This is a genomic window from Listeria sp. MAN/IMW/UF555 (assembly GCF_058684075.1).
On record NZ_JBZWZS010000003.1, the window covers coordinates 101,158 to 124,592 of the forward strand.

At 37.0% G+C, this 23,435-nt stretch carries 24 protein-coding genes; 7 read left to right on the plus strand and 17 right to left on the minus strand.

All coding sequences use genetic code 11. The features are described from left to right. Positions 1–98: 98 nt before the first annotated feature. From AC4PG8_RS10340 to lmaD, 5 genes are all read right to left on the minus strand, one after another. Positions 99–401 carry a hypothetical protein gene (locus AC4PG8_RS10340; protein ID WP_003759832.1) on the minus strand — a complete coding sequence of 101 codons (303 nt, stop codon included), beginning with the start codon at positions 399–401 and terminating at the stop codon, positions 99–101. 47 nt (positions 402–448) lie between these two features. Further along, entirely contained in the window at positions 449–961 is a 513-nt protein-coding gene (gene lmaA, locus AC4PG8_RS10345) for a protein LmaA (RefSeq protein WP_003759830.1), read from the minus strand. A 12-nt stretch (positions 962–973) separates the two neighbouring features. Further along, positions 974–1,363, minus strand: a complete 390-nt coding sequence (locus tag AC4PG8_RS10350; protein WP_010990245.1) for a DUF5072 family protein — start codon at positions 1,361–1,363, stop codon at positions 974–976. A gap of 279 nt (positions 1,364–1,642) precedes the next feature. Beyond that, a complete protein-coding gene (locus AC4PG8_RS10355) occupies positions 1,643–2,059 on the minus strand; it encodes an ArpU family phage packaging/lysis transcriptional regulator (protein WP_003759827.1) in 417 nt (138 codons plus the stop codon). 11 nt (positions 2,060–2,070) lie between these two features. Continuing rightward, the gene (gene lmaD, locus AC4PG8_RS10360) at positions 2,071–2,499 is read right to left on the minus strand and encodes a protein LmaD (protein WP_003759825.1); all 429 of its coding nucleotides are present in this window, start codon (positions 2,497–2,499) and stop codon (positions 2,071–2,073) included. Positions 2,500–2,715: 216 nt separating this feature from the next. Between lmaD and AC4PG8_RS10365 the strand changes: the two genes are divergently transcribed. From AC4PG8_RS10365 to AC4PG8_RS10375, 3 genes are all read left to right on the plus strand, one after another. Beyond that, positions 2,716–3,051, plus strand: a complete 336-nt coding sequence (locus tag AC4PG8_RS10365; RefSeq protein ID WP_003764864.1) for a helix-turn-helix transcriptional regulator — start codon at positions 2,716–2,718, stop codon at positions 3,049–3,051. Between the two features lie 5 nt (positions 3,052–3,056). Beyond that, a complete protein-coding gene (locus tag AC4PG8_RS10370) occupies positions 3,057–3,509 on the plus strand; it encodes an ImmA/IrrE family metallo-endopeptidase (RefSeq protein WP_003764863.1) in 453 nt (150 codons plus the stop codon). A 173-nt stretch (positions 3,510–3,682) separates the two neighbouring features. Continuing rightward, positions 3,683–4,378, plus strand: a complete 696-nt coding sequence (locus AC4PG8_RS10375; protein WP_033838289.1) for a Crp/Fnr family transcriptional regulator — start codon at positions 3,683–3,685, stop codon at positions 4,376–4,378. Here the strand turns inward: AC4PG8_RS10375 and AC4PG8_RS10380 are convergent. After that, positions 4,348–5,046, minus strand: a complete 699-nt coding sequence (locus AC4PG8_RS10380; RefSeq protein ID WP_003759821.1) for an EAL domain-containing protein — start codon at positions 5,044–5,046, stop codon at positions 4,348–4,350. The two genes, AC4PG8_RS10375 and AC4PG8_RS10380, sit on opposite strands and share 31 nt — an antisense overlap. A gap of 150 nt (positions 5,047–5,196) precedes the next feature. Next, positions 5,197–6,030 carry an AraC family transcriptional regulator gene (locus AC4PG8_RS10385; protein WP_003772584.1) on the minus strand — a complete coding sequence of 278 codons (834 nt, stop codon included), beginning with the start codon at positions 6,028–6,030 and terminating at the stop codon, positions 5,197–5,199. A gap of 142 nt (positions 6,031–6,172) precedes the next feature. Between AC4PG8_RS10385 and AC4PG8_RS10390 the strand changes: the two genes are divergently transcribed. Both AC4PG8_RS10390 and AC4PG8_RS10395 read left to right on the plus strand, forming a co-directional pair. Further along, entirely contained in the window at positions 6,173–7,915 is a 1,743-nt protein-coding gene (locus tag AC4PG8_RS10390) for an ABC transporter ATP-binding protein (protein WP_492170334.1), read from the plus strand. Next, on the plus strand, positions 7,908–9,689 hold the full coding sequence (locus tag AC4PG8_RS10395) for an ABC transporter ATP-binding protein (protein ID WP_185570893.1): 1,782 nt from the start codon (positions 7,908–7,910) through the stop codon (positions 9,687–9,689). Before AC4PG8_RS10390 ends, AC4PG8_RS10395 begins: the two co-directional genes overlap by 8 nt. A gap of 136 nt (positions 9,690–9,825) precedes the next feature. On the opposite strand, the gene AC4PG8_RS10400 is transcribed toward AC4PG8_RS10395, so the two are convergent. The 5 genes from AC4PG8_RS10400 to AC4PG8_RS10420 form a co-directional block, all read right to left on the minus strand. After that, the gene (locus AC4PG8_RS10400) at positions 9,826–12,780 is read right to left on the minus strand and encodes a MucBP domain-containing protein (RefSeq protein WP_492170402.1); all 2,955 of its coding nucleotides are present in this window, start codon (positions 12,778–12,780) and stop codon (positions 9,826–9,828) included. A 638-nt stretch (positions 12,781–13,418) separates the two neighbouring features. Then, positions 13,419–15,689, minus strand: coding sequence for a chitinase ChiB (gene chiB / locus AC4PG8_RS10405; RefSeq protein WP_492170403.1), 2,271 nt, complete (start codon positions 15,687–15,689; stop codon positions 13,419–13,421). Between the two features lie 293 nt (positions 15,690–15,982). Next, positions 15,983–16,354 (minus strand): hypothetical protein, encoded by a 372-nt coding sequence (locus tag AC4PG8_RS10410; RefSeq protein WP_045553696.1) that lies wholly within the window; start codon positions 16,352–16,354, stop codon positions 15,983–15,985. Positions 16,355–16,448: 94 nt separating this feature from the next. Continuing rightward, positions 16,449–17,081, minus strand: coding sequence for a nitroreductase family protein (locus tag AC4PG8_RS10415; RefSeq protein WP_492170335.1), 633 nt, complete (start codon positions 17,079–17,081; stop codon positions 16,449–16,451). Positions 17,082–17,094: 13 nt separating this feature from the next. After that, entirely contained in the window at positions 17,095–17,385 is a 291-nt protein-coding gene (locus AC4PG8_RS10420; protein ID WP_492170336.1) for a putative quinol monooxygenase, read from the minus strand. Positions 17,386–17,496: 111 nt separating this feature from the next. Here AC4PG8_RS10420 and AC4PG8_RS10425 point away from each other — a divergent pair, with 111 nt between their 5' ends. Continuing rightward, positions 17,497–17,790: an ArsR/SmtB family transcription factor gene (locus tag AC4PG8_RS10425; RefSeq protein ID WP_003759790.1), complete on the plus strand. Its 294-nt coding sequence runs from the start codon at positions 17,497–17,499 to the stop codon at positions 17,788–17,790. A gap of 106 nt (positions 17,791–17,896) precedes the next feature. Further along, positions 17,897–19,414, plus strand: coding sequence for a polysaccharide pyruvyl transferase family protein (locus AC4PG8_RS10430; protein ID WP_492170404.1), 1,518 nt, complete (start codon positions 17,897–17,899; stop codon positions 19,412–19,414). Between the two features lie 39 nt (positions 19,415–19,453). On the opposite strand, the gene AC4PG8_RS10435 is transcribed toward AC4PG8_RS10430, so the two are convergent. From AC4PG8_RS10435 to AC4PG8_RS10455, 5 genes are all read right to left on the minus strand, one after another. Continuing rightward, entirely contained in the window at positions 19,454–19,804 is a 351-nt protein-coding gene (locus AC4PG8_RS10435; protein ID WP_185323911.1) for a DUF2200 domain-containing protein, read from the minus strand. A gap of 133 nt (positions 19,805–19,937) precedes the next feature. Next, a complete protein-coding gene (locus AC4PG8_RS10440) occupies positions 19,938–20,327 on the minus strand; it encodes a DUF956 family protein (RefSeq protein WP_003728941.1) in 390 nt (129 codons plus the stop codon). Between the two features lie 126 nt (positions 20,328–20,453). Beyond that, a complete protein-coding gene (locus tag AC4PG8_RS10445) occupies positions 20,454–21,365 on the minus strand; it encodes a PTS system mannose/fructose/sorbose family transporter subunit IID (protein WP_492170337.1) in 912 nt (303 codons plus the stop codon). Positions 21,366–21,386: 21 nt separating this feature from the next. Continuing rightward, positions 21,387–22,193 carry a PTS mannose/fructose/sorbose transporter subunit IIC gene (locus tag AC4PG8_RS10450; RefSeq protein WP_003764836.1) on the minus strand — a complete coding sequence of 269 codons (807 nt, stop codon included), beginning with the start codon at positions 22,191–22,193 and terminating at the stop codon, positions 21,387–21,389. A gap of 23 nt (positions 22,194–22,216) precedes the next feature. After that, complete coding sequence (locus AC4PG8_RS10455; protein WP_012582142.1) at positions 22,217–23,182, minus strand: mannose/fructose/sorbose PTS transporter subunit IIA; 966 nt, start codon at positions 23,180–23,182, stop codon at positions 22,217–22,219. Positions 23,183–23,435 lie beyond the last annotated feature (253 nt).

A 23,435-nucleotide genomic window follows, 5' to 3' on the forward strand; every position in this document is an offset into this window, starting at 1 on the left:
AACGAAAAACGCGAATTGTTTTTCGAGGTCAAAATCATGGTTGCTTTCACTATCAGATTCTTCGTTCTCTGCGCCAAAATATTCAAACTCAATCTGCTTTAACGGAACAAAAAACCCATGTCCTCTTGTAATTTCTCAATAACTGCTACATTAAGCGAAATTAAGCCCTGTTCTTCCACTAACTTATCAAAAATCTCCAAAGCTTCTTTTTGTTTTACTGGCACTAAACCTTTTTCTTCCACTAGTCCAGAAGCAAAAAGAGTTTCAATCACTTGGTAACTCAAAATTCCTTTATTTGCAGTCAAAGCCGCTACTAGACTAATTCCTGACGTTAGTTCCACCGTTTTCACTTTTTGTTTATTGAATCGTAAAATATAATTAGTATCATTCACTTCAAACATTTATTTTCCTCCTAAGGGAAAGCCACTTATTTCAGTGGCTTTCTATTTTATTCTGCTGGTGCTGCTGGTGTTTCGCCGGGCATTTGATCTCCGCCCTCAGTAATAGTTAAATCAACAAGCGCTCCCATTCCGTCTAGTTTTACAGAATAAGTCATCGCTTCATCAAAAGGAGCCTCAAAACTGTAGTCTGCTACAATTGCTAAGCCGCCAAAAAGACCTTTTTTAGATGCTTGGTTAATAACTTTCACACAGACCGGACTATCACTTTCGAAATATTTCGCCAATTCTTTATGAGAATCCGCATCAGCAACGTATAAACCATCATTTTCAATAGACCATTCTTTCATACCGCCGATTTTAGACTTCCATCCACCTACTGTATCTTTAGATGTGATTTCAATACTATCTTTTGAACGGTTAACAGTTAGACCCTGTTGTCCTGCAACCGCTAATAATTTATCTCCTGCTGCGTTAAAAATTGCTAAGATTACGTCTTTCCCCGCGACCGCTTTAGCAGCTCCCGGTGTATAATCACAATATAAATTTTCTTCAAATGCCATTAATAATTCCTCCTAAATTTTTACTTTTAATTCACGACAAATACTTACTTCAAAACTAGTTTTTGCATGAATCAACGTATTTTCTTTAACTAAATTTTGTTTTCCGAAATGACGAACTGCGATTAATTTGTATCCTTCAGGCAAATTAAAACCCGCTTGGATAAAATTATCAATCTGTTCGACACCCGCTAAATCCAGTTCATTTGTATAATGATGAACGGCAAAGCGGTATTTTTCTTTCCAGGAAGTGCGGCTCTCTTCTTCCTCTTGATCAATCATCTCCATCATCGTTGAAGGCAATTCCACTTGGTCATGCATTACAATAGAAACATCTAGTCCGCCTTTTTCCTGAAGCATTGTTCTCACTGCTTCCAAAACTCTCACGAAGCTCAAACTCTTCACCAAGCGCTCACTCCTTTAAAAATAGAAAGTAAAATTCGGTCAAGACCATTTTTAATAATTTATTCCTCCAAACTTTACTTTCCAAAAATAGAATATTTGTTTATCTCCACGGATTTAAAACCCAATAATAAAAACAAATTTCTTTTAAAACCTCATGTATATCAGAAAATCGGTGCACCTTCATTCTGACGCAGCTTTTATTGTCATCCGCTTGCTGGACAATTGGCTTACTTTTATATTAACGGTAAAATGCTACTGTAAAATATCAAAAAAGTATCATCATTTCCTTACTAAAATTCCCATTATTGTTGCAAGTTCTAGAACTGCTCGTCTTTTTATACGTTTAAACTGAGCTATTTCATAAGGCAGACTCATCATTACTGCTATATCTTTCTCTTTTTCCACATAACACTCTATTAAAATTTTTCGATATAAATCATCCATTTGATTTAACATTTCTGTATATCTTTGTACTAACAAACGCGCTTCCTTTATGACTTCTATGTTATGCCTTGCAGAAAATGCCACCGGTCCAAAATGTGGCGTCTCTAGTAAACCATTACTTTCTATAAATGGCTTTTGGGATAATCCCGTAATCACGCGGAAACGCTGAAAGTCTGCAAAAAATCGTTTCACTTCTTGGACAGTTTTTATATAATTAATATCTTTATTTTCTGGTAAAACTAAAACTTGCATTTGATCACTCCTTAATTGTGTGCTTCATTAATCACGAATGCTTCATACTGGCACTCAATGGCAGAAGCCGGTAAAGAGCCAATCTCTTCTTTCGTCTTATCCAAATGAAAAGCCAATACATCAATCATCTCCTGCTGAACTGGACGTTGCTTTTTTCTATTCAAGCCGTTTTTTCGTTTCCATTCGGCAAGTGAGGACCTTGATACTCCAATTAATTTGCTGATTTCTACATCTGACTTTGTTTTTTTATGTTCGCGGTATTCATTTGGTGTTAAAATAAGTAGTTTTTGTTCCGCCGTTAAAAGTCCTTTTTCTCTATCCCCTAGTGCTTCAAAATACTCCAACTCTTCTATTAAACGTTTCCGAATAAATCTATTTTCTTCTTGTTCCAGTTGAAAAATTAGTTGGATTTGCTTTTCTTTTAAAAGTTTTCTATCCATCCATTCCCACTTCCATCTCATAAATTAATATAGTAGTTTTGTCACCAATTCGGTGCTATCGGTGCAAAATCAGCCGCTTTTATTTTCTAGCTCTAAACATATTATAGCACCGTTTTGGTTACAGGTAAACTTTATCCGACAAATATGTTCGAAAAAGTTCCATTTTGGTGCTAAAAATGCTATACTGGAGCCATAAACATGTGGAGGACAATTATTATGGAGTTAAATAAATTTGTAGGAAATAAAATAAAACAATATCGCGAGGAACGAGGCCTAAATCAAGAAGCACTAGCAGAAAAGCTTCATACGACTCGCCAAACTATTAGTCGTTACGAAAATGGCGACCGTAAAGCAAATCAAGATGTTTTATTTGAACTTGCAAAAATCTTCAACAAGCGATTAGATGACTTTTTTCCTGAAAGAAATTTACCACCTGTTGACGAACGCTCGGTGACGATTGCGGCCCATATTGATGACGATGTTACAGAGGAAGAAATGCGAGATATTTTAGCTTATATAGAGATGAAGAAAAAACTCCATCGCGGGATGTGATTTTATTGTACGAAAAATTGGTAAACAAATACCAAGATGAGGTAACTATTAGAGAAGAAAAAATGCCTTACAAATTACCCGGCTTATATTTGAATGGAATGATTTTTATAAGTAAAGATAAATCTTCTATTGAAAAAGGCTGCATCTTAGTGGAAGAATTGATGCATTATAAGTACACGGTAGGAAATATTACAAAACAAGAAAGCCTTTCAGATAAAAAACAAGAACTTTTTGCTCGCCGCAAGGGTTACGAAGAATTAATTCCACTGGAAGACATCATTACTTGTTTTTATCTTGGTTTAAAAGAGTATTTCGAGGTTGCTGAATTTTTAGAAGTGACCGAGGAATTTTTGCGCCGTACCGTTTCTCATTATGCGGAAAAATATGGTCCAATGTATGATTGCGGCGATTATTTAATCAATTTTGGCAACTCTATTGATGTTTATAAGAAATTTTAACGAAGACTCTACCACTAGAGTCTTTTTATTATATATTTTTGCGCAAATGTAGCGAATGAGTGTCTTTTTTTTGTCTAAATTGTGACAGCAGCTTTGATTTAGTTTCTTTTTCATAGGAATAGAAGTACAGTTAAATGGTAGATAAAAATTTCATTCGTATAGGAGTTTTAACCATGCTTCACACTACCGATTTTTCTGATATTTTTTCGAGCGATTACTCTAGCAAGGTGTCTTTTAAAAAAGGAGATATTATTCATTCGTTTAAAGATTACGAAAAAAAACCACCTCAAATAGGCGTGATTTTGGAAGGTACTGCTGTTTTAGAGGGACCTACTAATGAAGGACGCTGGATGATAAATGCACTTATTTCTGAGAACGCAATTTTTGGAATGGAAAGTTTACTCGAAACAAAAACGGCTCCAGAGCTTACTGAATACCGTGTTCGCGCACTAGAAAACGGGCGGGCGCTTTTCATTGATCGTGAGTTTTTCCTTAATTACTTGTATGCAAACCCACATTTCTTCCATCTGGTACTTGATGATGTAATAGTTAGATATTTATTTACTGCCAAAAATTATAAAAATATTAATCAACCACCAATAATCAAAGTGACTCGTATTTTTGTGGAAATTATTGAACTACTGAATCTCCATCAAACAGAAGGCCCGATTGCTTTACCTTCCTATATCACACAAACATTTTTAGCTGATTATTGCCGTTCTAGTCGAGCTCGAATCACTGAATCATTAGAAGAATTACTCATAAATGGGCTGCTAGTATCCAAAAAACCGATTACTATTAGCTCACACGAAAAACTCCTTGATCAAATAGATAGTTTTCAAACAGGAAATGGTTTATTAACTAAATAACCTTGGAAAATGGAGACGCCATGGCTTTCTAAGATTGCCATGGTTTCTTTTGTTTCAATGCCCTCGACCACAAAATCGAGGTTATTTTTATGCGCAAAATTCGCCCAAGCTTTAATGAATAAAAGTAAATCCTCTAAATCAATATTATTAAAATGAATCAAAGAGAACTTGAGCTCGATTATGTAAGGGAGATAACTCAGTACGCGCTCTAAACTATTGAGTCCACACCCCACGTCATCTATTGCAACATGGTAACCTAAGCCGTGAATTATTTTAATTTTGTTTAAAATAAAAGCATCTTTATCATCAGCATTTAAATGTCGCTTATGAGCGGGAACATCAAAAATATCTTCGGTCATTTCTATAGTAATACGGTGACTCTCACTTCTTAGTTTGTCTAACATATGGAGCGTTTCCATATAAAAAAGTTGTTGCGGCGCTATATTTATTGCAAAGCGATCATTTGGATATTTTTTTAGAACATCAAAGAAAGCGTCACTAAACCACTCACAAAATGTAAGGTATAATTCTTCGTCCGCAAGTACAGCTTCTAACTCCGACAAGGGAAATCTAGGAACTTCACTATCGTCACGTAAAAGTATTTCGTATTCGACAATGTTACCTTGAAGAATATCTAACTTTGGTTGAATATAAAGTTGAAATTTCATTGCGTCCCATCACCCTTCCCATTTCTCTTTTCTATTCTAATACATTTTTAGTACTAATCGCAAAATTTAATCCAATAAAAAGCAGGCATTTCGAAAAACACCTGCTAATTTTCCTTCAAAATACCGCTTTTATTATTCAGCATTTTTAAATTAACTTGATTTGCGCCAGTTTTCTGATGGTGGGAAGCCATAATATTTTTTGAAAAGTTTACTGAAATAATAGGCATCGTTGTAGCCGACCATGTTAGCAGCTTGCTTCACAGTTACATCTTTATTTTTCAGTAGCTCTTCCGCACGTGTCAGGCGGATTTTGATTAGATAATTAATTGGCGACTCGCCAGTTTCTTCTTTAAAAACTTTGGAAATATAGGCGGGACTGATGTACATTGTTTGCGAGAGTGTCGAAAGCGAGACATCTTCTGTGTGATGTTTTTCCATATAATGAATAATTTCATTGACGAGCATTTGTTTTTGCTGCTCATCGGTGGATAATTTCACGCCATTATTTTCAAGTTGTTCGGGCGTAGCTTCCCGCAAAACATGGATAATTAACTGCATGACAAAAGCTTTCAAAATCAAGTCATATCCAGGTTTTTCAGCATCTTTTTCTTCTATAATTTGTTTAGAAATGGATAAAATAGCAGATTCATCTTCTTTTTTCCGTAAAAAGGCTTTTTTAAATGGGAAAGTGTTTCGCGAGTATCCTTCCAGTGCAAAATTCCGAAAACCGATGTGAAGTTGCGCATTTGTCATACCAGGTTCGGTTATATCGTAATGGTTCACACCAGGATTAAAAATCAACATATCCCCTTTTTCTAACGCCACTCGCTCCCCTTCAATATCATAAATAACGTTTCCCTCACAAATAATGGAGATTTCTAAAAAGTCATGATGATGATTTTCGCCCACTCGTACTTCGTTGGTATAGCAATTAGCTATATACAAAATTTGCGGGTTAAATGTGGTTGTGTTTATTTTCAGCATCGTTTCACCTCCTAAATATAACGCTTACAATTATCTTTTAATTATATAACATTGTCCATGCTTCCAGCGAATATAAACCATTCTTTTTCGAAATTAGGAGTGTAAACTAAATGGATATATGAATGTTAAAGGATGTGAAAAAATGGAGAGTATGAAATGGATTTGGCAATATGTCCGGAAATATCGTTTACTTATGGTTGGTGTATTTATTTTAATTTTTATTGCTTCTGGTATTAGCATTATTTATCCGTTACTAGGCGGGAAAGTGATTGATGATGTTGTCTATCAAAACAAACCGAATTTGCTTATCCCGCTACTTTTAATCATGATAGTTTCGACCATTATTCGAACTATTTGCCGTTATTCCTATCAGATTATGTGCGAGCGAATTGGGCAAAATTCCCTTTTTCAGATTCGGGAAGATTTGTATAAAAAGTTGCAGTCACTTGATTTTGATTTTTTCAACAATACGCGTGTTGGAGATATTATGGCGCGGATGACGGGTGATACAGATGCGATCCGCCATTTTGTTTCATGGGTATCGTACAATATTTTGGAAAACGTGTTCCTGTTTAGCTTTGCAATTATTATTATGGCCACGATTGACTGGAAACTAACGCTCGCACTAGTTATCATCACGCCACTCATTGCCATTTTAACGATGAAAATGTCGAGTAAAGCACAACCAGTTTTTTATGAAATTCGGGAAAGCTTTTCGCGGCTTAATTCAATGGTAGAAGAAAATATAAGTGGAAACCGCGTCGTAAAAGCATTCGCGCGGGAAGATTTTGAAATGAAGAAATTCCACGAGCATAACGAAGACTTCAAAAAACGCAATTTAGATTCAGCCGATGTTTCTAGAACCTACTTGCCAGTGCTTGACTCGCTCGCTGGAATTCTAGTTGTTATCACGCTTATTTTCGGTGGTTATTTAGTAATCAAAGGACAAATGACGCTGGGAGATCTAGTTGCCTTTAATGGATTTCTATGGATGCTGAATGGCCCGATGCGCATGAGTGGCTGGCTTATTAATGACGTACAACGTTTCATCGCTTCTTCGTTCAAAATTCAAGATATGATGGCAACGAATGCTAAAATCCCTATCCACGCTGAAAAACCGGCGCCATCATTACAAGGTCATGTTGAGTTTAATAATGTTAGTTTTCATTTTGAAGATGACCCAAATACGGACGTTCTGAAAAATATTTCTTTGAAAGCTTCTCCGGGTCAAACGGTGGCTATTTTGGGAGAAACTGGGTCAGGGAAATCAACGCTCGTCAACTTGATTTGTCGCTTTTACGATCCAACTTCTGGTGAAATTTTAATTGACGGGGTTGATGCGCGAAAATGGCATGTCCGGGAACTTCGAAATCACATTGCTACGGTGATGCAAGATATTTTCCTATTTTCCGATACGATTGAAGGTAATATAGCATTTGGAGCACCCGAAGCAACGATGGAAGATGTCCGGAAAATGGCGCGAATTGCTGATGCCGATCACTTTATTGAGACAATGCCGGAGAGTTATGACACGATTGTCGGTGAACGCGGGGTTGGACTTTCCGGCGGGCAAAAGCAGCGTATATCGTTAGCTCGTGCTCTTTTAAAAAATCCATCTATTTTGATTTTGGATGATACCACTTCTGCTGTTGACATGGAAACAGAAGTGAAAATCCAAGGCGAATTAAAGAAAATCACCGAAAATACGACAACCTTTATTATCGCGCACCGCATATCTTCTGTAAAAGAAGCAGATGAAATTTTAATTTTAAACCATGGTGAAATTATTGAACGTGGAACGCATGCTAGTTTATTAGCGGAAAAAGGTTATTACTTTGATATTTACAATAAACAACTTGGGACGGAGGCGAATGTGAATGGCTAGAAATAAATTTGATATTGATGAAGAACTAGAAACAGCATTCAGCGCCGCACATTTAAAACGTATTCTTGTATATGTAAAACCCTATCAAAAATCTATCTATATCACGCTTTTTGTAATCTTACTGGCAAATGTTGCGACAATGATTGGACCATATTTAACCAAAGTCGTGATTGATGAAACGATCCCAAATAAAAACATGACTCAACTATTCTGGATTGCGGTTATTTTCATTGTTTCTGTCATTGTAACTGGGCTTTGTATGCGATACCGAATTAGGTCGATTACGCTTATTGGACAAGATATTTTAAAGGATATGAGAACGGCAATTTTCGGTCATTTGCAAAAACTTCCTTTTTCTTATTTTGATAGTCGTCCGCACGGAAAAATCTTGATTCGGGTTGTTAATTATATCAATATGCTGAGTGATTTATTATCTAACGGGCTTATTAATTTGATTTCTGATATTTTAAGTGTCATTGTAACACTTGGCTTTATGCTGATGATTGATCCCGTTTTAACGTTGTATAGTTTAGCGCTTATTCCAGTTCTTTTCGTGATTGTCATGGTTATTAAAACAGCTCAGCGTAAGGCGTATCAGGTTCTTAGCAATAAACAATCCAACATGAACGCTTATATCCACGAGAGCATTGCTGGGATTAAAGTAACGCAAAGTTTTTCGCGGGAAGAAGAGAACTTTGAGATTTTCACCGAAGTTAGTAATGAATATCGTCGTTCTTGGATGAAAGCCGTGAAAATTCAATTCTTGCTTTGGCCCGGTGTGCAGAATATTGCCGTAATGACGACTTGCTTAATTTATTTTGTTGGAATTAAAGGCTATGGGGTGGATGTTTCAACTGGGACACTTATTGCTTTCATCGGTTATGTGGGTAATTTTTGGAATCCCGTTATTAATATTGGTAACTTCTATAATTCGCTTATTACAGCTACTACTTATTTGGAGCGGATTTTCGAAACGATGGACGTCGAACCAGATATTAAAGACGTTCCAAATGCGAAAAAAATGCCACCAATCGTCGGAAATGTTGACTTTAAAGATGTTTATTTCCGTTACGAGGAAGGCGTAGACATTTTAAAAGGAATTAATTTTCACGTTGACGCGGGCGAGTCAATTGCACTCGTTGGGCCGACTGGTGCTGGAAAAACGACAATTATTAATTTGCTCAGCCGTTTTTACAATATTAATTCCGGGGAGATTTTAGTTGATGGGGAAAATGTCGAGGAAGTAACGCTCAGGTCGCTTAGGTCACAAATGGGCGTCATGCTCCAAGATACTTTTATTTTCTCCGGAACAATTATCGAAAATATTCGCTACGGCAAACTAGATGCAACCGAAGAAGAAATTATCGCAGCAGCCAAAGTCGTCCGCGCCCATGATTTCATTTCCGGATTAAAAGATGGCTATTATACGGAGGTAAAAGAACGGGGTAGCACTCTTTCTGCGGGTCAGCGACAACTAATTTCTTTTGCCAGAGCACTTTTGGCTGATCCAAAAATCCTCATTCTCGATGAGGCGACTTCAAGTATTGATACACAAACAGAAATCCTACTCCAAGAAGGACTAGAGCGGCTACTTGAAGGACGGACTTCTTTCATTATCGCGCATCGCCTTTCTACAATAAAAAACAGTTCGCGCATCTTTTACATTGATAATGGTCGCATTCAAGAAGCAGGCAGCCACGATGAACTAATGGCACAACATGGTTATTACTATAATTTATACCAATCACAATTTGATATGTTGCAAGCTCTATAGAAAAAAGGTAACTAGAGATTCTAGTTACCTTTCTTGTACTTAAACCACATCCAATGAATAGAAGCTCTATTTTGAATTAAAAAGTAACGCCACAAAATTGATTTGTGGCGTTACTAAATCTAAGCCTATTCAATATCTACCTTAATTTTCTTCTACCAACAATTAAGAATAATTCCAAAATTAGTACTATTCCTATAATTTGTAGCAGATTTGATAAGGCAATATCATCCCCCGTTTTAGGTAGGGTTTTCTTCTCTACTTTAGTTATACTTTCTTGGCTTTCAGGTGTTTTTATTGTAAAAATATCAAGTGTTGTTTCTGGTGCTTTTATGGTGAAAACATCAGGCGTTTCTATAGTAATCATAGTTGGTGTTGTGGGAACAACCGGTTTACTAATTATTTGCTCTGCATACACATAATTCACAGTTACATCACTTGCTCCAAAAGTACCTTCTTCATTAGCGGGTGTCTCAACTAATGTATAACCAGGAATTGCTAGGGCAGTTGTTTTGTAAGTGTCTTCAATATGATACTTTTTCGTATCTAAATTAGATGCATGTAGTTCTTTGCCTTCTGCATCTTTGTAAGTGGTTGTTAACGTATAATCATTCGCCTTATACACGTAATTAACGGTTTCATCACTTGTTCCAAAAACACCTTTTTCATTAGCGGGTGTCGTTACTAAGGTGTAACCCGGGATAGTTTTGGCTTCTGTTGTATAGGGATCATTCATATAATACGTTTTAGTATCAACTTTATCTGGTGCAATCTTCTTCCCTTGTTGATCTTTAAAAGTAGACGTTAATTGATAGCTATTAGCTTTATATACATAATTAACGGTCACATGTTGAGAACCGAATGTTCCTTTAGCATTTGTTGGCGTGGCTACTAATGTATAACCTGGAAAAACTTCGGGAGTTGTTTTGTAGGTGTCTTGGATGTTATATTTTTTCGCATCTACTTTAGGCTCTTGTAGTTCTTTGCCTTGTGTGTCTTTGTGAATGGTTGTTAACGTATAATCATTCGCTTTATATACGTAATTAACGGTTACATCGCTTGCTCCAAAAGTACCTTCTTCATTAGCGGGTTTCTCGACTAAGGTGTAGCCAGGAATCGCTAGAGCTGTTGTTTTGTAGGTGTCTTCAATATGATACTTTTTCGTATCTACTTTAGGTGCTTTTAGTTCTTCGCCTTCCGTATCTTTGTAAGTGGTTGTTAACGTATAATCATTCGCTTTATATACGTATTTAACGGTTACATCACTTGTTCCAAAAGTACCTTCTTCATTAGTGGGTATCTCGACTAATGTATAACCCGGGAAAACTTCGGGATTTGTTTTGTAGGCGTCTTCGATATGATACTTTTTCGCATCTACTTTAGGTGTTTGTAGTTCTTTGCCTTCTGTGTCTTTGTAAGTGGTTGTTAACGTATAATCATTCACTTTATATACGTAATTAACGGTTTCATCCCCTGCTCCAAAAGTGCCTTCTTCATTAGCGGGTGTCGCTACTAAGGTGTAGCCAGGAATCGCTAGGGCTGTAGTTTTGTAGGCGTCGTGGATATGATACTTTTTCGCATCTACTTTAGGTGCTTTTAGTTCTTTGCCTTGGTCGTCTTTGTAAGTGATTGTTAACGTATAATCATTCGCTTTATATACGTAATTGACGGTTTCATCACTTGCTCCAAAAACACCTTTTTCATTAGCGGGTGTCTCGACTAATGTATAACCCGGGATAGTTTTGGCTTTTGTTGTATAGGAATCGTTTATATGATACGTTTTAGTATCGACAGCATCTGGCGCAATCGTCTTCCCTTGTTGATCTTTAAAAGTGGAAGTTAATTGATAGGCATTTGCTTGATATACATAATCGACAGTGATGTTTGAAGTATCAAATGTTCCCTTAGCGTTCGTTGGTGTCTCGATTAATGTATAACCAGGAAAAACTTCGGGATTTGTTGTATAAGTATCTTGATAATGGTATGTTTTCGCATCTACAACTGGCGCTTTCAGTTCTTGACCATTCGTATCTTTGTAGGTGGAAGTGAGTGTATAATCGTCTAGTTTATACACGTAGTTGACTGTAGCCGGATTTAAAGTAAATGTTCCATTCTGATTTGTTGGCGCAGCTACTAATGTGTATCCTGGGAAAGTTTTTTCTGTTGATGTATAAGAATCTCCCACTTTACCATTCAAGATGACTGGTGACGCTAATTCTTTGCCGTCTGTATCTTCATACTTCACTGTAATAGGTCCGGCAATATTTACAGTGACTTTTGTTTTGGCAAATTTGTTCGATTTCGTTGAGAATTTACTTTTAACGTAAATGCTGGTTTGCCCTGGTGCTGTTGCCACTCCATTTTGGATAAGCTGGCTGGAACCATCATCATAAAATTCAAATTCGTGATGATCGAATAGAGCTCGGCCAGATTTTAATTCAAGTTTTGTTTTATCTGGTGTTAATTGACTAAAATCAGTCCCCACAGTTACATCGAGAGTATACCCGTCAGTAGTTGTTAGTTGGTCTTGTTTTTGGAATTGACCATCATAAAATTCGGCCATATTGTTCCCATTGTTAAATGCACTAGCACCAGGAGGAATATGCGATGTAATTTGATTGTCACCAAAATATAGAAGTAAATTTTGGTAATCTCCAGCATTTGTCCACTTAGTAGTGAAAATTTTGTCTGGAAGCCTCACTAAACGGTTCCTCGATACCCCAAGCATTTTTAAATGACTAGCCATTTCTGTTATTGATTCAGGGATTTCTTCTATCGTGCCCCCATTGAGTTGTAAGCTTTCTAACTTAGGTAGTTGAAAAGCAATCATCGGAAATGTACTTAAATTATTATTACTAAGATTTAATTCTTTTAACTCCTTTAAATTCCCCACTGAGTCAGGTAATGAGGAAACCGTCCCTGTTGTAACCATTAACTTAGTTGTGTTCTTCAGCAAATCGATATTATCAGGAATCTCACTTGCTTTTATTACTGTTAGTTCTTTTATATTTTCTAAATCGGTTTGTGTGATATTCGCTCGCGTTTTACTAGTAGCATTTTCAATCGCTTGTATAAACGGTTCATTATTATCCATGGTTTCCTCTAACCATGTAGGTGTGCTAGCAGAAACTGTTGTAAAACTAACCGTGTTAATTACAACTAGTGTAGCTATCATGATGATCCACAATTTTTTTAAAATAGTAATTTTCCTCCTTTAACATATTTTTTTACCACGTAATCGGTCGTTGTTTTGGATAAAACCTTTATTAACAGCGCTAACAAAAGGAGTTATAAAAGTTTTTTCACAATCCGACTCCTCAGTTTTATATTATAACTGCTTGTAAAAAAGTAGCTCTATTAAAAACAGACCATCCGTTGACCATTTTTGTCGAATTTGTGTCTTATTTATTTCATATTGTTGAATTTAACGCGTTTCGCGGACAAACAGAAATTTTTTCACCAACTAGCTAGTTTCAGATGTGCCAACGTTTCGCGCGTTTTAAAACACTTAATACATCCTTGCGCATGGTTAAAGTGGTTATAGAAAAAACAACCAAAATTAATTTTTTAGCTGTTTTTTGTTATATTTTCCTTTTCTAAATAATTTTTTAATTAACAGTAAGCACCCAATTATATTCGCAATCCACTGGAGCCCTAGGGAAACGCTCTATTAATGGCTACATTTTTAAATAAAAACAGAGATTCTCAGGTGAGAATCTCTGTTTTTGTCTATTAATTTATTAACAACCAAGGACCCCACTGTTCAGCTCCTGGCTCATTTCCTTGAGTCCACCACTGTGCTTCGTATGTTTTCCCTTTGTAAGAAACCCTATCTCCCTTATTATAGGTTTTTGCAGCGTCCCATGCTGGAGTTGCTGGTGGTGTTGCCGCATCAAGCGTTGTTACAGTTAAGGCAGAACTTGCTGCCGAGAAATTTCCTGCCGCATCGTATGCTTTTACTGTATAAGAATACGCTGTTTTTGCAGTTAAGCCACTATCTGTAAAAGTAGTTCCTGAAACAGAGCCAACTTCGGTCCCATTTCGGTACACTTTATATCCAACCACTGCTTTATTATCTGTTGAAGCTGTCCACGTTAGAGTAGCAGATTTGTCTGTTACATTAGAAGATGCGAGTGATTTTGGCACTGTTGGCGCTTCTGTATCGCTTGGATCAGGTACAACAGTTCCCCCGCCAAAAATAGTTTGTTTACCAAATTCGACACTCGATTTTACCATCCGTTGTGTTAAATCAATTTTAGAAATATTATTTACATCCACACTAGATGCACTCGATTTTAAGCGGAAAGTATAAGATACGCCTTGCGGAATTTGCTGTGCATCATACACCGAAGCTAAATCAACTACTGTATTGCCACCTGAAGTAGTAACCGTACCTGCTTTATAATCTCCAGCAGTAAGCGTTTCGCCAGCTTTTACGGGAATATAAAACTTAGGTAATTTTACTGTTTCAAAAGATAGCTCTGTTGATTTCAAGACTTCATTTGTTTCATCCGCTTTTTCATTATTAGTAATCGTAATTTCGTATCCGACTCCATTTTCACTATAAGGTTTTACAGTTGCTACCACATTTAAATTCGCATATGTGATTGCGTTTTGCGGGATTGCACTTGTACCGAACAATCCGGTTTTAATAGCCTTTGTAAGTTCATCGCGCTTAGTTGAAGTCGTGGTTTTATCCTGCGACTGCATCCAAGAAATCATCCCACCAAGATTATTATCTTTTACATACTGTGCCTTATAGCCAATTGAACGAGTATTGTCATATGTGTAAAACTCCCCAGTTTCCTTACTATAAAGATACGGCGCTTTGGCAGTATCATCCCAATATTCTTTTAAAGTTGGCGTCTTGGCTTTTAGAGCATCAATACTTCTATACGCCCAAACTCCACCAGCACGGCCCCCATCACCAGTTTTAATTGGGTTTTCATTGTTTGCCCCATAAGTGAGCGAGCCATCTGCATCCTTATTCGTTTTTTCAGCCGCTTGGAAAAGACCTGGCAATGCAGTGTCTGTTCCCGCAGCTACTTTATTCCAACCTCGAGTATAAAATGCTGCCCCAACAACAATTTTATTCGAAACGGCTCCCTTTTCTTTTAAGTATTTTACGGTTTGGTCAACAGAAAAACCACTATTGTAATTCGGGTCTTTCGGATTGCCGTAAAGCGCTGTATGATGCGCACTATTCGGTGTCCAAGCACCATTTAAATCATAGGTCATCACATTCGCAAAATCGACTACTTTAAACAGATTCGCTACATCCACTCCATTTTCTAAAGTAGATTTTGCAGCTGGTAAAGCGACCGATAACTCGTATTTCTTGTTAATATCAACGCCTTGTTTATCCAAAGCTGTTCTTAAATCTTGTAAAAGTGTAATAAAGTTTTGCTTATCCGCAGGTTTTGCATTTGGTGTACCCTCATCGTTTTTATTATCAACAAGGTCAGCATCCCGTACCGAAGCCGGATATTCCCAGTCCAAATCAACAAAATCCATATTAGTATATTTCACAAATTTCATCACATTTTTGACAAAATTAGCCCGTTTTGTCGGATCTGCTGCAACTGTCGAGAAATCACCCGACTTAGACCATCCTCCAACCGAAACCCCTATTTTCAAATTCGGATTTTGAGCACGTAAATCTTGAATCGCATTCAATACACCCGCATTCGCTCCGCCCCACTGAACTCCCTCTTGTCCAACAGGCGCTCCAACAGCAGCATCTTTATCAGTAAAAACTAAATCTCCATTACTATTAAAATCCAAGAAAGCAAAATTTAAATGTGTTAATTGATCAGCTGGAATATCTTTCGGATAAAAATTCCCTTCTCCTCCCCAAATCGACCAATCACCATAATACATAACATTTCGATACTGTGGTACATTTTCAGCCGCTTTCGCCCGTTTTGACTCTGCACCAATTGATACAACCACTAACGATAATACTAACAACACAACAGAAGTAATACTAAAAAGCTTTTTCATCTTCTTATTCATCTCTTCACCCCGATTTTTGATTTATAAACCTCATTTCGGCAGTTCTAAGTTTGTCTCTCTGTACCCCTTTTTGTGTGGTTGCCAGAATGTTTCTTTTCTCTAAGTTCCTCCCTCCAATTAAAGATTCATTCTGAGCAACTGTATAACATGCAATTATCATGCCAAAAGAAAGCGTTGTCATTTAGCGGTTTCAAGCTTGTTCCTAAGATACACAGATGGAATAAAAACTTACACAGATAAAAAAATAGTACAAGCACTTGGCTCATACTATCGATTAATTATTATTTAATTTTCACAAATTCAAACCAATGCTTTCGCGAATAAAAAATTGATGCCAAAAAGAGACCGAGTGCAATTAACGTAGAAGCCAAACTAGTCATAACTAAACCGTAAATTAGAAACGGGAACATTGAATAATTTAATATTAGTGCTTTACGGTTAATCCGCACAATAACATCATTACTATTTTCCAAAACTGCTTCCTGACTCCCAAAGAACCAATCAGTCACGCGAACCTTTGTTTTCTCCATCTTAGGCATAAAAAAATGAGACTGATGATTGTCGAGTTTTACAATTTCTTCATTTTCGATTCTAACTTTCACTGGAGTAATACCGCCGCCAATACCTGTTTTACGAGTTATTTTGATCGTCATAGTTGCTTTTCCTCCTCGGCTTTATGTTGTTTTTATTATACCAAGAAGAACAAAAAGGAACAAGGAAATATCGGCTATTCCCTCGTTCCACCCTTTAAGCGAAAGTCGTTACGTCTGTGATTGGTAAACGATAAGACTCGTAACCGGAATTTTTAGCTTTTCCGATAGAAACGAGCATCACTGGGACGTAGCGTTCTGGATCCATGTTAAATGCTTCGGCCACTTCTTTACGCTCAAAACCACCAATTGGATTTGTATCATAACCATGCGCACGTGAAACCAACATTAACTGCATCGCCACTAGACCACCATCAATTAATACAACTCGTTCTGCTTCCGAACGCGGAATTGTTTCAAAGTATTGGCTTAATTTTGCCATTTGTTGTTCTTTTATTTCGGCGGGCATTAAACCGCGATTCACAGCTTCCCCGTAAATTTTTTCGCCATTTTCAAAGTTTTGTAGGTCCCCGAAAATTAAGATCATTGCGGAAGAAGTTTCGTTTTGGCGTGTGTTAAAGCGTACTAATGAACTTAATTTTTCTTTACCAGCATCACTTTCTACAACCACAAAGCGCCACGGCTGCATATTTACAGATGACGGAGCAGTTACCGCATCCTCCAAAATAGCTTTCATTTCTTCTTGGCTAATTTTCACCGTTTCATCGTATTCTCGAATCGAACGACGGTTTTTCATTAAATCTTCAAAATCATTATTTAAATAAGTCATCTCTTTCTCCTCCTTATCGCGCATGTGGCGTTAAAACTGAAATCTCAAGTGGTTTTGCAACAAAATTAGCAGCGGCGTTCTGAAATTTTTTGAAATGCTCGCTTTCATTGTGTTGTTGAATAGCATCCATATCCGCCCATTTTTCCAGCATATAAAAAACTGTCTCATTTTCAGTAGATTGTACTAATTCATAGCCATGATTTCCTGTTTCTGCTTGTGACGCGGCAATAACTTCCTTAGCTGCCTGCAAAAAAGCTTCTATTTGCTCTTTTTTTATCGTCATTTGTGCTTCAATATGCAACATTTACCAACAACTTCTTTCGGATTTGATAGTTCGATTTTTTTCGAACTATCATAATATAACATAACAGCAAGTTCCGCGCAATTAAAATGTAAGTTATGATATGATAATCATATGAAAAAGTTAAATGAGCTATCAAAATCAGATTTATTATTAATTTTCCAAGCCTTAAGCGATCCAATTCGCCTGGATATTTTCCTATGTTTACTAAAAAGTAAAGAAAAACGTTTCTCTGGCGAAACATACAATATTTCCAAATCAACCATGTCACACCACATTAAACTGCTTAAAGAAGCACAACTAATTAATTTAAGAAAGGAAGGGACAACGCATATTTATTCGGTTAACGAAGGACTAGTGGAACAAATCGGTTTCTTCTTTGATTCGTGTAAAAATAAACTTAAATAACTTCATCCCGGAAATTGTTAACTTAATTAATATTTTGATATACTTTAAATATTAACTAGGTTAAGGATGTGGTTTTTTAGTGAAAAGAATACTCATTAGGTCCGGTATGCGCCCTACAAACGTATACATGCCTGAAGATATTTATTTAAAGGATCGAACAGGATTTAATAATGGTAATCTAGCTTACCAATACAGCATTTATAGGACTTTATGGAATGACAATGTAGAAATACACGCTGATGGGTTATCTTCTAATCCTAATTTAGCAGAAAAAATTAATGAAAATTACGATTTGTACATTGTGCCTCTAGCTGATGCTTTCCGTGAAGATTTTCGACCCGTGCTCCGTAATTATACACAGTTGATTCGTAAGCTGAAAATCCCGGTTGTAGTCACAGGGGTAGGTTTACGAGCAAACTATGAACCTCAGTTAGACGAAGGTTTCACTTTTGATGAAGATGTTACTAATTTTGTAAAAGCAGTCCTTGAAAAATCGGCTCAAATAGGAGTTCGAGGACAGATTACAGCAGATTATTTAAAAAAACTCGGATTTAATGAAGATATAGACTATCGAGTAATTGGCTGTCCTTCCCTTTATACATTTGGTCGAGAAATAAAAATCAGAGAACTCCACTTAACAGAACAATCCTCCATTGCTATCAATGCATCTCCAACCTCTTCAGATATAGCTATCGAGTTCTTAAACAACTTGATTAATACATATAAAGATTACCAATTTATCCCTCAACACCTAGACGAATTCCATTTAATGTATGCTGGCGGTCCAGACATCTCTAGTGATATCCATGGCTACCCAACAAATATCCAACATAAGTATTACCAAGAAGGTCGAGTAAAATATTTCACTAGCATGCCTAGTTGGTTCGATTTTGTGAAGAATGTTGATTTTAGCATTGGCTCTCGCTTACATGGAAATGTCATTCCAACAATAGTCGGAACACCTAATATTTCATTTGTCCAAGATGCTAGAATGCGTGAACTAGCCTCCTACCATGCACTTCCTCACGTCACCATCGATGAATTGGAAAAAACAAGCAACCTCCAAGAATTACTAACTAAAGTGGACCTGAAATCAGCCGAAAAAGTCCAAGCAAGGAATTTTGATAACTATATTGATTTCTTAGATACAAACGGTCTCAATCATATCTACAAACACGATAAAAACAGAAAATCAGCTCCTATGGATGAACTTATAAACTCCATTACTTTCCCATCAAGTCCAGACCCCATTTCCATATTAAATCCTCAAGAAATGCTAAACCGAGTAAAAATCTCCACCAACTTATTAAAAGAAAGACATGATTTTAGCACAAGATACCGCGTTAATCTCGTAAATAATCAACTCACCCAACTGAAAAAAACAACTTCTGAGCAAAACAAAAAATACCAACAGAAAATTACTGAATCACAAGAAAAAAATCAGCAATTAGAAAAACAACTGACAGATACTACACAAAAATTACAGCTGACGCTAAAGAAAAATCACGAACTTACAAATAAAATCAGACATTATCAAGGTACATTAAACCGAAAATCTGTGAAAACGACTTTAAAAGTAGCGAATTCATTAGCAGCTTTAAAAAAGAAAGTTTCTAAAAGCTAACCAACAAAAAAGCAGCCATTCAAAACGGCTGCTTTTTACTTATTTTCTTAAAATTTTCTCCATTTTCTTTCCTTTTGCAAGTTCATCAACTAATTTATCTAGATAACGGATTTGTTGCATAAGTTTATCTTCAATTTCTTCCACTCGGTAGCCACATATAACTCCGGTGATTAAAGAGGCGTTAGGATTCATTTTTGGTGCTTGTTCGAAAAAAGTCTCAAAGTCGATTTCTTGATCTATGGCTTTTTGTAAGGAAGCTTGGTCATAACCGGTTAGCCAAAAAATAATTTCGTCCACTTCTTCTCTTGTACGATCTTTTTTCTCCACTTTTTGTATGTAAAGAGGGTATACACTAGCGAATGACATCGTGTAGATTCTTGGTTTTTTCATGTTGGTGTTCCTCCTTCGTTTACTTTTGATTTCACTTTCTATTGTACCAAAATGTGCTGTTTGTTCAATTACTATGTACGAAAAAAAGCATCAACAGACATAAGTCCATTGAAGCTTTTCGGTATAAATCGGCTTATTTATTTTTGTTTTTCTTCTTGCTAAATATCGACCGAAACGAGCGCTTCATAACATCAAAGAAACTTAGCGAGCTCACCATATTGGCTGGGTCGACATAAACTCTTATTTTACGTAAAACTTCTTTAGGCTTTTTAGAAGCAAATGTATATGTGCCGTTGCGCTTTGTTTTAATGGCGTAGCGAGGGATCCACTTACCTTTTAGCATAACGGATACAATAACTTGATCTACTTCTTCCCAAGGGATTTGAACGAATTTACGCACATCACGTGAGTTGAAAAATTCAAAACCTTTGTCGCCAATCATAATTTTCCCGTAATCTGTAAGTCCAGTATACGCGGTGGCATCTATTGTTAAGTCTACCTTTGTATTAATCGATTGAACCAACTGTATTCGCTCCATTTCTTTTCGCTTGTTTTGTTTATTATACCGTATTCGTTTATCTGTGTCATATATCTAAACGAAAAGAGGCTCGGTGAATATTGCACCAGCCTCTTTTCGATCAGCTTATTTTTACAGAAGCCCGATTAAGTGACCAACTATACCAACTACGAATAGACCTAGAATGATGATAATTGGGCTGATTTTTTTCTTAAGTAACCACATACATAGGAATGTAAGAGCTACTGCTGCAAGTCCTGGGATTAAGTTATCCAAGTTATTTTGCAAGGTTGTTACTTTAATTTCAGAAAGAGCTAATCCTGCTTGTTGTTGTTCTAAAGCAGTTTTGATACCTTGTGCACCTTGTGGAAGATGGCTCCAGTCAATATACGCACCTTCATCAAGTTTAACTTTCGAGATAATTGGCGCAAACTGGATATTTACCCATCTCTGCACCAAGGCGGCGAGGACGAACATCCCGAGTATCGAAGCACCTTTTGTAATGTCTTGCAGTAATCCACCAGAAAGGTCATCAGTAATTTTAGAACCAGCTTGGTAGCCGAATTCTTGTGTATACCACATGAAGCCCCAACGGATTACGTTCCAAGCAACGAAGAATAAGATAGGTCCAAGAATGTTTCCACTCAAGGCAAGAGAAGCACCTAATGCTCCTAACATTGGACGAATTGTAAACCAGAATACTGGGTCACCAACACCAGCTAGAGGTCCCATCATACCAACTTTAACCCCTTGAATTGCTACATCATCAACTTCTGCACCATTTGCACGTTCTTCTTCAAGTGCAAGTGTTACCCCAAGAATTGGAGATGCAATATATGGATGTGTATTAAAGAATTCTAAATGACGTTTTAACGCAGATGAACGGTCTTCTTTTGTTTTATATAATTTTTTAATAGCGGGAATCATAGAGAATGCCCAGCCACCATTTTGCATACGTTCGTAGTTCCATGAACCTTGAATGAACGTAGAGCGCCATGCTACGCGTAGACGGTCTCTCTTTGATAATTCGATTTTTTCTGCCATTCTATTCTCCTCCTTTTTTTATTAATAGTCGTTTAATATATCGCCGAGTGGATCGCGTGAGTTTCCGCCTCCACCGCCATTTGAATTACCGCCACCCATTTTAGATAGGTTAAGGTAAATAAGAGCAAGTGCAACACCTAGAGCACCAATTGCGATAAGTGTAAGTTGAGAAATTGCAGCTACTACGAAACCGATAACGAAGAACGGCCATACTTCTTTAGTAGCCATCATGTTAATAACAAGCGCATAACCAACGGCAACTACCATTCCTCCGCCGATAGCCATACCATCTGTTAACCAAGCTGGCATTGCTTCTAAGAAAGATTGAACGCTGTCTGCTGGAATGAATAAAAGTGCTGCTGCAGGGATTGCGATACGAATACCTTGCATACAAATTGCTGAAATATGTAACCATTCTACGGTGCGAATATTCCCTTTTTCAGCGGCTCTGTCCATCAAGTGAACAATTGGAACTGCCAATGTACGAACGATCATTGTTAAGAAAAGACCTGCTACTGCAAGCGGAATTGCAATTGCGATTGCGGACGGAATACCTGCTACCCCTTGTCCACCTAAAACTAATATAATTGCTGAAGCTACTGAGGCAAGCGCGGCATCTGGTGCTACGGCTGCTCCGATGTTTGCCCATCCAAGTGCGATCATTTGTAGAGTTCCGCCAAGGATGATACATGCTGTTAAGTTACCTGTTACGAGACCAATTAATGTACATGCGATTAATGGCTGATGGAACTGAAATTCATCTAGAATTCCTTCGATACCTGCTAAAAATGCAATAAGTACTACTAAAATTATTGATATGACAGACATAATAAACCTCCTATTTTAATTTTTTATTGTGTCTTTAATTCATTTTTTGCTTTTTTGATGATTTCATCCATGTTTGCGCTTGAGTCATTAGGGACTTTACGCACATCGAATTTAACGCCTTTTTCTTTTAATTTCTCAAAAGTGGCAACATCATCTTTCCCCATGGAAAGTACTTTGCTAACAACAACTTTACCTACAGAGTGAGCCATGGAACCAACGTTTACTTGTTCGATTTCTACGCCACCTTCAATTGCGCGTAAAACATCTTGAGGATTTTCGAATAATAAAAGTGCTTTTGTATTGCCGAAACGTGGATCTTTTGAAATCTCAATCATTTTTTGGACTGGGATAACGTTAGCTTTTACTCCTGGTGGTGCTGCTTGTTCGATTAATTTTTTACGAAGATCGTCTTTTGCAACTGCATCTGAAACGACGATGATTCTTGTTGGGTGTGTTGCTTTTGTCCAAGCAGTGGCTACTTGACCATGCAAGAGACGAGAATCAACACGAGTTAAAACGAATTCAATTTTGCCATCACCAACTGCAGCGATTTCTGCTTGTGGTTGTTCAGTAGCTGTTACTTGCGGCTGAAGTTCTTCTGGTTTCACACGGATACCTTCTTGAGCTGGCGCAAGGATATTTGCTGCGATTTCGTGTGCGCTTTCCATTGTGAAACGTGATGAGAAAGCTTCAATCAGCATTGGCAAATTAAGTCCTGCTACGATTGCCCACTTATCTTTATGTAATTCATAAAGACCGTTTGCTTGATTGAATGGTGTGCCTCCCCAAAGATCCACTAAGAATAAAACTTCATCTTGGCTATCAAAGGATGCTATTGCAGCTTCCATCTTAGCTTTGATGTCTTCTGGACCTTCGCTTGGCATCAAAGTGATTGCTTTAACGTTTTCTTGCTCGCCGAAAATCATTGTTCCGGACTGCAAAATACCTTCAGCAAATTCACCGTGAGTTGCGAGGATAATTCCTACCATCTTTTTCCCTCCTAATATAATTCATTTATTTTGCTACCCGCTTAATATATTGCAAGTTCTGTGCCAACTTATTAGTATTGCACCCAAAACCCTTATTTACCAATACTTTATCATTCTAAATTATAAAGATATTAAATAGTGTATCGCTCATTAATACAGAAAATAGATACTCAAATTTTAGTGTATCTAAAAAATGAACAAAGTATATTGAAAAAAGTTATTAATTTCATATTAACCCTACTAAAAAACAAAA